Origin of the sequence: Leptospira idonii (genome assembly GCF_004770995.1) — a bacterium.
Taxonomy (GTDB): Bacteria; Spirochaetota; Leptospiria; order Leptospirales; family Leptospiraceae; genus Leptospira_A; species Leptospira_A idonii.
Window position 1 is genome coordinate 21,908 of record NZ_RQHW01000047.1, and the last position, 13,491, is coordinate 35,398.

9 protein-coding genes are annotated in these 13,491 nt (G+C 40.3%); 4 read left to right on the top strand and 5 right to left on the bottom strand.

Features of this window, described 5'->3' with window-relative positions; genetic code table 11:
* Nucleotides 1-20: 20 nt before the first annotated feature.
* Nucleotides 21-3,332, top strand: a complete 3,312-nt coding sequence (carB, locus tag EHS15_RS11985) for a carbamoyl-phosphate synthase large subunit (RefSeq protein ID WP_135760818.1) — start codon at nucleotides 21-23, stop codon at nucleotides 3,330-3,332.
* 173 nt (nucleotides 3,333-3,505) lie between these two features.
* Here the strand turns inward: carB and EHS15_RS11990 are convergent, their stop codons facing one another.
* Together EHS15_RS11990 and EHS15_RS11995 are read right to left on the bottom strand one after the other, a co-directional pair.
* Nucleotides 3,506-5,290, bottom strand: a complete 1,785-nt coding sequence (locus EHS15_RS11990) for a glycoside hydrolase family 15 protein (protein WP_135760819.1) — start codon at nucleotides 5,288-5,290, stop codon at nucleotides 3,506-3,508.
* 4 nt (nucleotides 5,291-5,294) lie between these two features.
* A complete protein-coding gene (locus EHS15_RS11995) occupies nucleotides 5,295-7,475 on the bottom strand; it encodes a bifunctional alpha,alpha-trehalose-phosphate synthase (UDP-forming)/trehalose-phosphatase (protein WP_135760820.1) in 2,181 nt (726 codons plus the stop codon).
* A 133-nt stretch (nucleotides 7,476-7,608) separates the two neighbouring features.
* On the opposite strand from EHS15_RS11995, the gene EHS15_RS12000 reads away from it, so the two are divergent.
* Nucleotides 7,609-8,133, top strand: coding sequence for a TetR/AcrR family transcriptional regulator (locus tag EHS15_RS12000; RefSeq protein ID WP_135760821.1), 525 nt, complete (start codon nucleotides 7,609-7,611; stop codon nucleotides 8,131-8,133).
* Between the two features lie 15 nt (nucleotides 8,134-8,148).
* A complete protein-coding gene (locus EHS15_RS12005) occupies nucleotides 8,149-9,243 on the top strand; it encodes an alkane 1-monooxygenase (protein ID WP_135760822.1) in 1,095 nt (364 codons plus the stop codon).
* Nucleotides 9,244-9,249: 6 nt separating this feature from the next.
* On the opposite strand, the gene EHS15_RS12010 is transcribed toward EHS15_RS12005, so the two are convergent.
* Together EHS15_RS12010 and EHS15_RS12015 are read right to left on the bottom strand one after the other, a co-directional pair.
* Entirely contained in the window at nucleotides 9,250-10,020 is a 771-nt protein-coding gene (locus EHS15_RS12010; RefSeq protein WP_135760823.1) for a hypothetical protein, read from the bottom strand.
* A 65-nt stretch (nucleotides 10,021-10,085) separates the two neighbouring features.
* Complete coding sequence (locus EHS15_RS12015) at nucleotides 10,086-10,664, bottom strand: LURP-one-related family protein (protein ID WP_135760824.1); 579 nt, start codon at nucleotides 10,662-10,664, stop codon at nucleotides 10,086-10,088.
* Between the two features lie 61 nt (nucleotides 10,665-10,725).
* On the opposite strand from EHS15_RS12015, the gene EHS15_RS12020 reads away from it, so the two are divergent.
* Nucleotides 10,726-12,228 (top strand): lipid A deacylase LpxR family protein, encoded by a 1,503-nt coding sequence (locus EHS15_RS12020; RefSeq protein ID WP_246052125.1) that lies wholly within the window; start codon nucleotides 10,726-10,728, stop codon nucleotides 12,226-12,228.
* Between the two features lie 6 nt (nucleotides 12,229-12,234).
* On the opposite strand, the gene EHS15_RS12025 is transcribed toward EHS15_RS12020, so the two are convergent.
* On the bottom strand, nucleotides 12,235-13,491 hold the full coding sequence (locus tag EHS15_RS12025; RefSeq protein ID WP_135760825.1) for a PQQ-dependent sugar dehydrogenase: 1,257 nt from the start codon (nucleotides 13,489-13,491) through the stop codon (nucleotides 12,235-12,237).

Genomic DNA, 13,491 nt, shown 5'->3' on the forward strand with positions numbered 1-13,491 from the left:
AAGGATGTTAGAGAAAGAATATGCCGAAACGTAGTGACTTAAATTCAATTTTGATTATTGGCTCCGGTCCGATTGTGATCGGGCAGGCTTGCGAGTTCGATTATTCCGGAACCCAGGCGACGAAAGCTCTGAGAGAAAAAGGCATCCGTGTCATTTTGGTAAATTCCAATCCTGCAACGATCATGACCGATCCTGAGTTAGCCGATGCCACTTATATCGAACCTTTAACCGTTCCCGTTCTTGAAAAAATCATAAAAAAAGAAAAGCCGGATGCGATTCTTCCTACTGTAGGCGGACAAACTGCACTCAATCTGGCCCTCGCCTTACATAAAGAAGGTATCTTAGAAAAATACAATGTGGAATTGATCGGTGCCAAAGTAGAAGCGATTCGAAAGGCGGAAGACAGGGAACTTTTCAAAAAAGCGATGGAGAAATTGGACATTCGTGTCGCTAAATCGTTTATGGTTTCCGACATGGAAGCTGCCAGAAAGGCAAAAGAGGAAATCGGTTTTCCTATCATCATTCGCCCTGCCTTCACTTTGGGAGGAACAGGAGGAGGAACCTGCTATGATGATGCGGAATTCGAAGAGATAGCACTCAAAGGTTTAACTGCATCTCCTATTTCCCAGATCCTCGTTGAGGAATCCGTTATGGGATGGAAAGAGTTCGAGTTGGAAGTGATGAGGGATTTAGCCGATAACGTAGTCATCATCTGTTCCATCGAAAACATCGATCCGATGGGAGTCCATACGGGAGATTCCATCACTGTTGCCCCACAACAAACATTAAGTGATAAAGAATACCAACGTTTGAGAGATATGTCCATCGATATCATCCGAGAGATCGGTGTAGAAACGGGCGGCTCGAACATTCAGTTCGCAGTCAATCCCGAAAACGGGGATGTCATCGTCATCGAGATGAATCCTAGGGTTTCTCGTTCTTCCGCTCTTGCTTCTAAAGCAACAGGTTTCCCTATCGCAAAAATCGCAGCTCTTCTCTCAATCGGTTATACTTTGGATGAGATCAAAAACGATATCACTCGTGTAACTCCTGCTAGCTTTGAGCCTTCCATTGATTATGTTGTCACTAAAATCCCTCGTTTCGCTTTCGAAAAGTTTCCTGGAAGTGATCCTACTTTAGGGGTTCAGATGAAAGCGGTCGGAGAGGCTATGGCAATCGGCCGTAACTTTAAAGAAAGTTTTCAAAAAGCGATGAGATCTTTAGAAACGGATCGTTTCGGATTCGGGAGTGACGGATACTTAAAAGAACTTTTGGAATGGGAATCCGTTAAGGCTTCCGATAAAAAAGAATGGTTGTCCGCTAAAATCAAAAGACCAACCGACAAACGCATATTTTACGTTAAACTGGGTTTTAATTACGGTTTCAGCGTAGAAGAAATTCATGATCTATGTAAAATCGATCCTTGGTTCCTGTATCAGTTCGAAGAATTGTTTCGATTGGAGAAACGTTTCAAAGAAGAAGGCAGAGAATTTATTCCTGCAATGAAAAAGGCAGGTTTTTCCAATCGTCAGTTGGCGTTCCTCGCTAAGGAAGACGATGTTTGGGCCCAAATTCGAAGCGGTGCCGCTATCGATATCACTAAGGCAAAAGTGGAATCGATTCTTCGCACGGAAGAAGAGAACCTTGAAAAGTATCTGATCGAAAAGAAGATCACTCCTGTTTTCAAACGTATCGATACCTGTGCGGGAGAGTTTGAAGCATTCACTCCTTATATGTATTCCTCTTATGACGATGAGGACGAATCGGGAGTTACCTCAAAAAGAAAGGTGATGATTCTGGGAGGAGGTCCGAACCGAATCGGTCAAGGAATCGAATTCGATTATTGCTGTTGCCATGCTTCCTTCGCTTTGCAAGAGTCCGGGGTAGAATCCATTATGGTGAATTCGAATCCGGAAACAGTTTCTACGGATTACGATACATCCGACCGTCTTTATTTTGAGCCTCTCTCTTTGGAAGATGTGATGAACATCTGTTTGAAGGAAAAGCCTGAAGGCGTTATTGTCCAGTTAGGCGGACAGACTCCTTTGAAACTTGCAAAAGCACTGGAAAAAAGAGGAGTTCCTATTTTAGGAACAAGCCCTGATTCAATCGATAGAGCTGAGGATAGAAAACGATTCGCTGAAGTTTTGACCAAATTGAAACTTCTTTCGCCTGAGAATGGAATGGCTTCTTCCAAAGAGAAAGCTCGTGAGATTGCTGCTAAAATCGGCTATCCCGTTTTGGTTCGACCTTCCTACGTTTTGGGCGGTAGAGCGATGCTGATCGTAAACGAAGAGACCGAATTGGATCGTTATATGGAAGAAGCGGAAGAAGTATCCGAAGACCGTCCTCTTTTGATCGATTCCTTTTTGCAGGATGCGACGGAAGTTGATGTGGATGCTTTATCCGACGGAAAAGATGTGTTCATCGCAGGAATCATGGAACACATCGAAGAAGCAGGGATTCACTCAGGTGACTCGGCATGCGTTCTTCCTCCTCAATCGATTTCTCAAAAGATGATTCAAGAAATCGAAGATGCCACTCATAAATTAGCTTTGGAACTGAACGTCAAAGGTTTGATTAACATTCAATATGCGATTAAGGATGAGACACTGTACGTGTTGGAAGTGAATCCTAGAGCTTCCAGAACGGTTCCTTTCGTAGCGAAGTCTATCGGAATTCCCGTCGTTAAAATGGCTGTTCGCATTATGTTAGGTGAAAGTTTGTCGAAACTGAATTTGGGCAAAAGATTCTCAGCACCTATGATCACAGTCAAAGAAGCGGTTCTTCCTTTCAGCAAATTCCCTGGTGTGGATACGATCCTAGGACCGGAAATGAGATCCACAGGCGAAGTGATGGGAGTTGCTCATTCGAAGGGAGAAGCTTTCGTGAAAGCGCAGATCATGGCAGGAGAAGAGCCTCCTAAATTGGGAACTGTGTTCGTAACGATCAACGATAAAACCAAGAAGGAACTTCTTGAGTCGATTCGATCTCTTTCTAATCTAGGATATAACATCATCGCAACGGAAGGAACTCATAAATTTCTTTCTGATAATGGGATTTTATCGAGCAAAATCAATAAGATCTATGACGGGTATTTCCCGAACGTGATCGATTATATCAAAGAAAAGAAGATTCATCTCATCATCAACACTCCACTTTCCCGCGTCACTCGAGAGAATGCGTTTACGATTCGTCAGGCGGCTATCAAGTATAAGGTGCCATGTTTGACGACTTCGCAAGCGGCTAAGGCGCTAATCAACGGGCTCGTAGAAATGCAAGACAAAGGATTTAGCGTGAATTCCTTGCAGGAAATTCATAGTAAGAAGTAGGGTTGCGGTGGGTCTTTCGAAGGCGGTCCCCCGCCCTTTCTAGGGTGGGGAGGCGTGGTTCGTGGGTTCCCTCTCCGCCGTTCCTCCAATTACATCACTTCCTTTCGGAAAGCAACCCTATCTGCTTCTTTGGGATTTTTTTTGAAAATCTTTTCACCTTTTTGCCCAGTTTTTTATAAGAAGACAGGATTTCCTTTCTTCTGGGAAATTCGATAAGCCGCATTGACGAGCCCTACATGACTGTATGTCTGAGGAAAATTTCCCCACATGCTGTTCGATTCCGCTTCTATGTCTTCACTGAAAAGTCCCAGATGATTCGAATAATTCACTGTAGTATGAAATAACTGCTCCGCTTCCTCCAATCGGTTCATACATGCGAGGCATTCTATATACCAAAAAGAACAGACTAAGAACGTGCTTTCCGGAGTGCCGAAATCGTCTTTATGTTTGTATCGATACAATAATCCTTTTTCCGTCTTTAGATTTTTCTCAATCGCCTTTATGTGATCTTTTGCTTTTGGAGATGTAGGATCCAAATAAGACATGGTAACCAATTGCAGTAAACTTGCATCCAAATGTGCTGTTCCTTCTGCTTGCGTATAACAACTCTTCTCTTTATGATAACACTCTTCAATTTTTTTGATGGCTTCCTCTTTTAATGTGATCGCTTCTTTCAGCAGATCTTTTTCTCCCAAGGATTCGGCTATCTTGATGACCGCACTTGCTCCCGCCCAATGGAACAAAAACGTATAACAATGTTTTTGTGATAAATTTCTAAATTCCCAAAGTCCCGCATCAGGTTCGTTCATCGTTTTTTTGATTTGAAAGAGTATGTTTCTGATTTGGGAAAGATTTTGGAACCTGTTTTTATCCAATATTCTTTCGTCCGAATAAAGAGGAAGTAGGGATAGTAAAATTTGTCCGTACACATCGTTCTGTATATGTGTATAGGCCTGATTTCCTACACGGACCGGAACGTTCTGTTTGTATCCTTCCAAATCCAGAATCTCCTCGTCTATAAACGAATCCCCAGTGATTGTATAAAGAGGCTGGTATCTTCCTTCTTGATTTGGTTTTAAATTGGCCAGATAATTGGCGAATCTTTCCATTTCCTCGAAATGACCCAAAGTAGTAAGTGCATTCAATGTATAATAGCTGTCTCGAATCCAACAATAACGATAGTCCCAGTTTCTTCCGCTTCCTGGAGATTCAGGAAGACTGGTAGTGGAGGATGCGATGATTGCACCTGTATCTTGGTATTGATGGATTTTCAAACACAGAGCCGAACGAATCACTTCGTTTTGTGCGAAGTTTCCTAAAGAACAATGTTTTACCCAATTTTGCCAGTATCCCTTCGTTCTGTGATAGAAGGATTCCATCGTTTCCTTTAGATTATGCGATAAATCGCTGTCGCAAGCCAAATAAAAATATTTGGTTTCGTTCAATACTTCCGATTTCCCGTTGAGGAGATAGTTATGGGAAAAATTCGTATAAAGTTTCAGCTCAAGAGAATGGAACTTATACGATAAAAAATTCAATCCGTTCGTTACAGTTGGTTTTTCTTTCCCATAATCGTATTTAGGTGATAAGTTTACTCTGATCCTAGGGTTTCCTTCCAATAACTCCACTTTTCTACATAACACTAGCGGGTATTGTGCCGTTTCCTCGCTATAAAATCTGGGAGCGAAATCTATGATTCTGAATTTTCCCGCAGCGGTATGAAATTCTGTGACCAGTATATTTGTGTTTTGAATGTATTGTTGGCTCGTAGATAAAATTTCCTCTTCCGGTATGATGGAGAATTCTCCCGCATCCGGATCTAACATAGTTCCGAAAACCGGAGATGAATCGAACTTAGGCCAACAGAGCCAAGGAATGGAACCGTCTTTATGGACATGCGCAATAAAACCGCAGTTACCAATGATTCCCGTTTGATATGTATGTCTTTTTTTCTGCATAAAATTATCTCTTGTTCTTGTGGATCAATTCGGAAAGAAAATGTAAAACTTCTTTAGTGTCCTTGATTCTATATTTTGCATGAGTGTCTTCCGATCCGACTTTGATCGTTATACTCTGGCTGGGGAGGCTGGAAAATAGGTCTTCATCCGTAACATCATCACCGATTGCTATGATCTGTGAATTTAAGTGAGATCCCAAGACGGAAAGAGCAGCCTTTCCTTTGCCCACTCCTATCTCTCTGACTTCGATGATCTTTTTACCTGGTTGAACTAAAAAGTTTTGGTTGGATGATATTTGAGATATCTCATCCAGAATTTCTTTCGCCGCATTGGCTCCTATGTCCGGATCGGCGTTTCTATAATGCCAAACCAAAGAGAATTCTTTTTCTTCGATAAAAGAACCGGGGATTCTGGTTTGATATACCTTAAGTCTTTTTAATATATCTTCTTTCCATCGAATTAAAGATATCTGCTGTTTTTCCCATTGAGAATCTTCCTGTCTGCGTATCCAAGATCCGTGTTCCGCAACTAAGGTCACAGGAAGTTTGGAAAAATGTTCCTCTAAAAAATTTTTATCCCTTCCGCTGATGATACAGGTGTGTAGAAAAGGAATTTTGCAAAGTTCGTTCAATAGAAAAAGAATCGTTTCATTAGGAACAGCTTTTTCCGGTTGTATTTCGAATTCTCTGAGCGTTCCGTCATAATCCAAAAACAAATACGATTCTTTTCCTTCGAGAAGTGATACAATATCTTTAGAAACATCATTTAATTTTTCCGTTTGTCCCTGGATCTGGGATCCTACGATTTTATCTGTCTCTTTTCGTATATCGTTTGCCCAAACATTTACGTTATAGCTTTGAATTCGATTCTGCATGAGTAGATTTCTGGAAATTTTTTCTTCTTCTGGCATCTCTAATGCTTGTTTAATGGCGATAGCCGTTTCTTCAATATCATTCGGATTGATCGGAATGGATTCCACGAGTTCACTTGCGGCACCCGCCATTTCGCTCAAAATCAAAACACCTTTGCCGTCCGTTTGGCAAGCCACATATTCTTTCGCCACTAAGTTCATTCCGTCTCTAAAGGGAGTGATCAGGATCGCATCCGCGGATTTATACAAAGGAACCAGGTCTTCGAAACTCAATCCTTTGTATTGGTAAAGGATGGGAGTCCAGTTTAGATTTCCGTACTTTCCGTTTATATTTCCCACCTTTTCATCTATGGATTGTTTCATTGCCTGATAGGAAGGGACATTGGTTCTGGAAGGAACTACGATCAAAAGTAATTGGCATTTTTCCTTCCATTCAGGGTTGTTTCTTATGAATTCATCAAAAGCATTTAATCTTTGTAAAACGCCTTTGGAATAGTCGAGTCTGTCTACGGAAATGATGATTTTGAGATTTTGTTTATTGTTTTTGATCTTATTTACTTTTTTGATGCATTCCTTGGATTCAGCCTGTTTTCTGAATTTTTCATAATCGATTCCCATAGGAAAACTTCCTACTTTGATGTTTCTTTCCTTATAAGAAACAATTCCTCTTTGGTTTTCCAATCCCAGACACCTCAGAATGGATCTTAAAAAGTATTGGGAATAGAGTTGAGTGTGAAACCCGATGAGATCCGATCCTAACACTCCTTCCAAAATGGAATTTCTGATTTGTTTCGGAAGCAGTCTGTAGATTTCGAAAGTAGGGAAGGGGATATGAAGGAAAAAACTTATTTTTGCATCCGGAATGGCTTCCCGAATCATCTGAGGAACTAAAAACAAATGATAGTCGTGAATCCAAATCCAATCCCCTTGTTTATGGTTTTGGATGATCTTTTTGGCAAAGACTCGATTGACTTCCTTATAAGCTTCGAATGTATCGTTCGAATAATCCGTGTATGATGGAAAGTAGTGAAACAAAGGCCAGATGGTTCGATTGCAGAATCCTTCATAATAGAGATCGAAAGTTTTTGTTTTGAGAAAGACTGGAATGGTTTGGGAACCGTTCCATAGTTTCGCTTCGATTTCTGCTTCATCCTTTTCCGGGACGTTTTGTCCGGGCCAGCCGATCCATACATAAGGGCGGCCTTGGATTTTCCAATCTTCCAAAAAACTGGCAAGACCGGTTGCCAGTCCTCCTATTGTCGGTTTTCCTTGGAGATTGACGGGGAGTCTGTTGGAAACTAAAACCAGTCGCATCCTTCTTTTTTATCCATAAAAATCACTCGAAACAAGGGTTTAAGTCTGCTTCGTAGATGATTCTATGACAAATTGGCACTGTTTTTTATAAATTTTGCTTGCTTATTTATATCGAACGTTCGAAATAAAAAAAATGCCTAAGCTAGTGGATCACATTACTTTCAAAACTGAGATTCTGAGGAAGGTTTACCCCATTTTTATCGAAAAGGGGTATTTATCCGTCACTATGAGGGATCTTGCGTCTAGTTTGGGAATTTCTACGGGAAGTTTGTATCATTATTTCGAAACCAAAGAGCAGTTATTCGACAGTATGGTCTACTTCGTTGTGGAAGAGGATACATCCGAACTGGAAGGTCAATGGAAGTCGGATGAGAAAGAGGAGATGGAGATTCTCATCCAATATTTGGAAAATAAATCCACTCATTTTCAAAGCCTTCTTGTTCTGGCTCTGGATATTTCCAGGGAGGAGGCCTTGCATCATAAATTTAATTCCTTGATCAAAGATTCCGTTCAAAAATTCGAAAGAATTTTAGAAGAACGTTTTCCCGATACGGGAGCGCCGCTTCTTTCTTTTATCATAGGGGAATTGTACAAAAACCTAATCGTAAATCATCCCATTAGATGGAATAAGTCGCTTCGCGGATTCTTATCGAAATAACAGGAGTATCATCTTATGAAAAAACTATCCTTCTTAATCGCATTCATTTTACCTATAACATCCGTATGTGGGTTTTACCTGGGAACATATTGGAATCTACTGACTCCTTTTTTCGTATTTGTGCTTTTGCCCGTTTTGGATCTTGCGGTAGGCAAAGACGAATCCAATCCGGAAGAAATTTATTTTTTACAACTTCAGAAGGAGGATTATTATAAAATCATTACTTTCTTGTGGACGTTTGTGCAAACTTGTTTTCTGATTTGGGCTTTGTATGTGGTGGCTGTTTCCGATCTGGGAACTTTGGATGCAATCTTGTTTACAGCCTCTGTCGGTCTTGTGACAGGAGGAATCGGCATCACTGTTGCTCATGAATTGGGGCATAAAAATTCCCGTGTGGAACAGTTTCTGAGTAAACTTCTACTTCTTCAAGTTTCCTATCTTCATTTTTATATAGAACACAATCGAGGACATCATGTGAATGTCGCAACGGAGGAGGATCCTGCCAGCTCGAAGGAAAATGAATCTTTCTATCGATTTTATCCTAGAACTGTCGTTGGTTCTTATCTTTCCGCTTGGCGTTTAGAAAGTGTTAGGTTGAATAGATCGGGTCTTTCTTTTTTTCATTATAAGAATGAAATGATTCAATTCACCTTTTTTCAATTTATTGGGATCGCCTTGATTTTTTGTTTTTCTTGGGCGCTTCAGGAAACGATTGTTTGGGAAGGTTTTCGTTCGGATGTTCTTCGTCCGGTTCTCTTCTTTTTGGCACAGTCCGTTTTCGGATTCAGTTTACTTGAGGCTGTGAACTACGTCGAACACTACGGTCTGCAAAGGAAAAAACAGCCTTCCGGTAAGTTTGAAAGAGTGATGCCGATCCATTCCTGGAATCAGAATTATTTTTTATCCAACGCCTTTTTATTTCAGCTGCAAAGACATTCCGATCACCATGCGAATGCAGGAAGAAGATACCAAACACTTAGACATTATGAAGAAGCTCCACAGTTGCCCTTTGGATATGAGTTGATGATTTTGATCGCACTTGTTCCTCCTTTATGGTTTAAGATCGTGAATCCTATATTGGAGGAATGGAAATCAAAATCTATCGATTGATTCGTTTCATTCTATCTTTTGATTTTTATATACGGAATACAACTTTTTCGATTTTAAATTCCATTTTCCTTTGGTTTGAGTGAAAATGAATTCTCCTATATGTTCTCCGTTTTTACCGAATCGGAAGATATCCTTACTTTGTTCGAAAGGAATCGTTTTCTCATCGTCCAAGATCGCCAAATCGAAGTTTACTTTTTGTCGGATGGATTGAATTTCTTTTTCCGATATGCTTCCGATGAGAATCTTTAAGTCAGGGGTTTCTTGGGGGATTGCATTTTGTATTTCCGCCCAATAGGAATTTTCCGAAGCTGAATTTCCGTTGTCATGATGATGAGTGGCCCAACCGAAAATCATCAGTTTGCCTTCCTTTGCATTTAAGATGCGATAAGGTTTGATTTTTTTTACGGAAGGAAAGTTTCCTAATAAAGGAAGAGAATTCTTGTTTTCACGAATGGATTCAGAAAGTAGAAGGTCTTCGTAAGAAACGGAAATAGCCTGATAACCTAATGTATGATACGAATCTAATATCTTTTTTTCCTGATCGTTTGTTGTTTCTTTTGAGAACAGATTTCCAGCCTCCAAAAGAATCACATTTTTGAATTTCTTTTTATATTTTTGCAAAAATTGAGATCTCAGTTCCAATCCGCTGATGGGTTCTAATTGGCAATAACAGGCGTCATAGTTTCCTTTTAAAGATGAGGTTACCAATACTCTGACTTCGGAATGAAGAGGAAGTGCGGAAAGGATAAAGCAGATCGTTAAAAATTTGAATTTCATGGAATGACGTTTTATACTCCGAACGAATTTAAGTTTCCTGATCCGTTCGGAGGGGTTACATAGTATTAGTTTTGTCTTCCTTCTATGATCTGAAGAAGAATGACTGCCGCTATTCCTAATTTTCTATCGAGTTTACCGGAAGTATCTTGCGAAAAATCGACTCTGAATTGAGGGACAAAAGGATTGAACGTTTGTTTGAGAGTGCCTACGATTTCAGTGCCCAGAAAGATATGGAAGGATTGGGGAATTAAGTTTGTCAAAAACCTTCTCAAAAGAGCCAAAAGGTAACTGTCTTCCTGAATGGTACCTATCGATTTACCTGAAGCGTCCAATATAACCCATTCATCTTTAATGATGGATGCAAATCCCTTTCTTTGAAGAGTTCCTAACTGTTGATTGGATTTAACATCTAATACATCGTATGCTGCGGAAAAATCAATGACGCTTCTTGCTTTGATTTTTAGAAGCTCTTGCGATTTGTTTTCATCGTTATAAACAGTGATGTCTTCTTTTAGTTTGAATGCCTTTTGTTTGACATAAAACAAAAGTTGTTCTCCCGTTTCGTTGAAGATTTTGACTTCTCCTCCGAAAATTTTGAGAAAGGATTTTTTTGAATAAAACTTGCTGTGATTGAATGCTTCCATGACAGGAATCTACATGTTCTTGTCGCGGAGACAACGATTTTTCTTTTTGAAAATGGATAAAATGGAATTCCTAATTTGGAATCGATTGTCATATAATGAAGGCTTTATGATCTTGGAAAACAAGTTGTTTCCTCGGTTTATCTTCTTATTTTTACTCTTCTGTTTTATATCTCCTTTGTTTTCACAGCAAATCAGGGTGATGGGGGAGAATGACGGCTTCGGTGGTTTTTCTGATCGTTATTATACGGACGGGGAAAGATTGGAATTCCACACAAAGGTTGCGAAAGGAAACTTTACCGAATCTATTTTAGGAAAGTGGAATTCTTTTTTTCTGAAAGACTCCAGCCAATCCGAAGATTTGGTCGGTTTTTCTTTGGGACAAGAGTTTTATACTCCGACAAACATTAAAAAGTCGGATGTTCCATTCGGGGATCGGCCGTATGCGAGCAGAATTTTCGCAGGCCATTCTCTCACTACATTCACCGAAGACACAAGTGTTTTTACCGAAATTGAATTGGGAATGCTCGGGCCTGAGTCGGGAGGCAAACTCAGACAGGAAAAATTTCATTCCCAAATCGGATCACCTTCTCCTCAAGGATGGAACACTCAAATTCCGAATACGACTACGTTTCAATTTAGAACGGACTATCGTCATTTTTATTTTCCTTATTTGGGAGTGAATGCGGAAGGACAAATCGGAAATGCTTATACGAAAATGAATTTGGGGCTCATCTTTCGTTTAGGGAATATGGGAAAAAATCCTGGTCCCGGTTTTTCCGTACTGCAGCCTGGACCTCCGGTTCTTCCCACACGAGGAGAGGGGATTTGGTATTTTTATCTGAACCCCAGTTATACCTATCAACTTTATAACGCCACTTTGGAAGGCAGGTTCGGTGAAGGGAATAAATATAGGGAGTCTAGTCGTTCGACTGCTTTTTCCGATATCAATCAGTTTTTGGAACCTCTTCCTAGCCCGGAACGAATCAGCAGAGAATCTTTATTGGAACAATTGGTAAGTGACAATGGTCACAATTCCTTGCAAAGATTTTTTCTGTTTCATTCTCTTATGCCGAATCAAAATTTAACAACGGATATAGGTTTAAATTACATTCTATTTAATAATATATTTAACGGAGCGGAATCGCTCGAACAGGGACTTCGTTTGTATTTGATGAGGAATATAGCGGATCAGTGGGATGGTCTTTCCGATCAAGCAAGGTTGGTTGCCGCTTATTCCTTGTTTAAACCGAACGGGGAAAATATCCCTATGGCGATTCGATTTTTATCCTATGAAATTTTAGCATCTCAAATTTTGGATACGAACACTCGTTTGATTTTTCTGGAACTTTTGCGTTTGAATTATATCGCCAATCAGGATAAAACCTATGTGACTGATCTTAAGAGATCCGTGGGGAATGTGAAACTCGGTTTTGTAGGAATCACAAGCGGAGGTTTTTTGTTTTCTCTATCATACCAATATTCTACGATCGACTTCGTTTCCGCCAAAGGCCTTCCCCAATACCATCAATGGATGGGATTTCAATTGGGAAAGGTATTCGATTAATGAAAGTTAATCTATTTTATAGATTCTTCCTGAAGAGAAATCGACGACATAAACATTTCCTTCCGTATCCTTACCGAATGTGGAAATGAGAATCGGCCATTTTCCTAGAGAATAAACTTGAGTCACTTTTTCTTTGGATGTTGCGGGAATTTCAAAAGCCCAAATTCTTCCTGTGATGAAGTCAGCGAATATATATTTATTCTTTAAGGAACGATTGGAGGAAGTATAAACGTAGCCTCCCGTAATGGATTGACCTTCTTCTCTGCCATATTCGTAAATAGGATCGGATAAACGATCGGATGGGCAATTTTCTTTAGGATCGAAACAATGGAAAGCTTCCTTGATGTTCCAACCGTAGTTGTTTCCTTTTTCCACTATGCTGATTTCTTCCCATAGATCCTGGCCTACATCCGCTACGATCAATCTTCCTTTCGGATCGAAGCTATATCTCCAAGGATTTCTGAAACCGAATGCGAAGGTTTCTTTTGCACAACAAACATCGTTTAGGAAAGGATTATCGGAAGGTATGGAATAAGCTTTCCCTTCTGCCTGCAAGTCCACATTGACTCGCAACATGCTTCCCAGAAATGTCTTCGGGTTTTGTCCGTTCTTTTTGGGATCGTTCATCCAGCCTCCGTCTCCCCAGCCTATATAAAGCATTTTATCCGGGCCGAACGCCAACTGACCTGCGTTATGATTTGGATAAGGTTGTTCCACTTCCATAATCACCCTTTCCGAAGTCAGTTTCGCTTTGGTAAAATCTGTAGTAGAAGTGAAAGTCCATTCCGCAATTCTACTGATGTCTTTTTTACCTGATTTCAAAGTATAGTTCAGGTAAATTTTACCGTTTTTAGAAAAGTCAGGATGAAACGCCGCACCTAGAAGACCTTGTTCTCCATCCGTTGTTGCATTTAATTGAAGTAATACTCCGGTATCTTTTGAATTCAGCTTCCCCCATTTGAGAGCGCCTGTTTTTTCTGCGACTACAAAATATCCTATTTCAGAGGGAGGAAATTGCAGGTCGGTAGGTTGGGCAAATCCTGCAGCAACCTCTTTTAAAGTGACTTTAATCTTTTCTCTGGATGCGTCTTTCCGGGAATATTCTGCGAACATTTTGGACGGATCCGTCTCAGGTTTATAATCTTCCGCCGCACCGAGTTTGGAAACAAGTAGGCTTCTGACTGCATCACAATGGACAAAAACCAAAGTAAGTGAGAAACAAAGAAATATGAAAACAGATTTAGAAGAGGAGGATCGTCTCAT

Coding starts and splice junctions, on each gene's coding strand:
- EHS15_RS12015 (WP_135760824.1), bottom strand. CDS start 10,664: ATGGAAGCATTCAATCACAGCAAGTTTTATTCAAAAAAATCCTTTCTC.
- EHS15_RS12005 (WP_135760822.1), top strand. CDS start 8,149: ATGAAAAAACTATCCTTCTTAATCGCATTCATTTTACCTATAACATCC.
- EHS15_RS12000 (WP_135760821.1), top strand. CDS start 7,609: ATGCCTAAGCTAGTGGATCACATTACTTTCAAAACTGAGATTCTGAGG.
- carB (WP_135760818.1), top strand. CDS start 21: ATGCCGAAACGTAGTGACTTAAATTCAATTTTGATTATTGGCTCCGGT.
- EHS15_RS12020 (WP_246052125.1), top strand. CDS start 10,726: ATGGAATTCCTAATTTGGAATCGATTGTCATATAATGAAGGCTTTATG.
- EHS15_RS12025 (WP_135760825.1), bottom strand. CDS start 13,491: ATGAGACGATCCTCCTCTTCTAAATCTGTTTTCATATTTCTTTGTTTC.
- EHS15_RS12010 (WP_135760823.1), bottom strand. CDS start 10,020: ATGAAATTCAAATTTTTAACGATCTGCTTTATCCTTTCCGCACTTCCT.
- EHS15_RS11995 (WP_135760820.1), bottom strand. CDS start 7,475: ATGCGACTGGTTTTAGTTTCCAACAGACTCCCCGTCAATCTCCAAGGA.
- EHS15_RS11990 (WP_135760819.1), bottom strand. CDS start 5,290: ATGCAGAAAAAAAGACATACATATCAAACGGGAATCATTGGTAACTGC.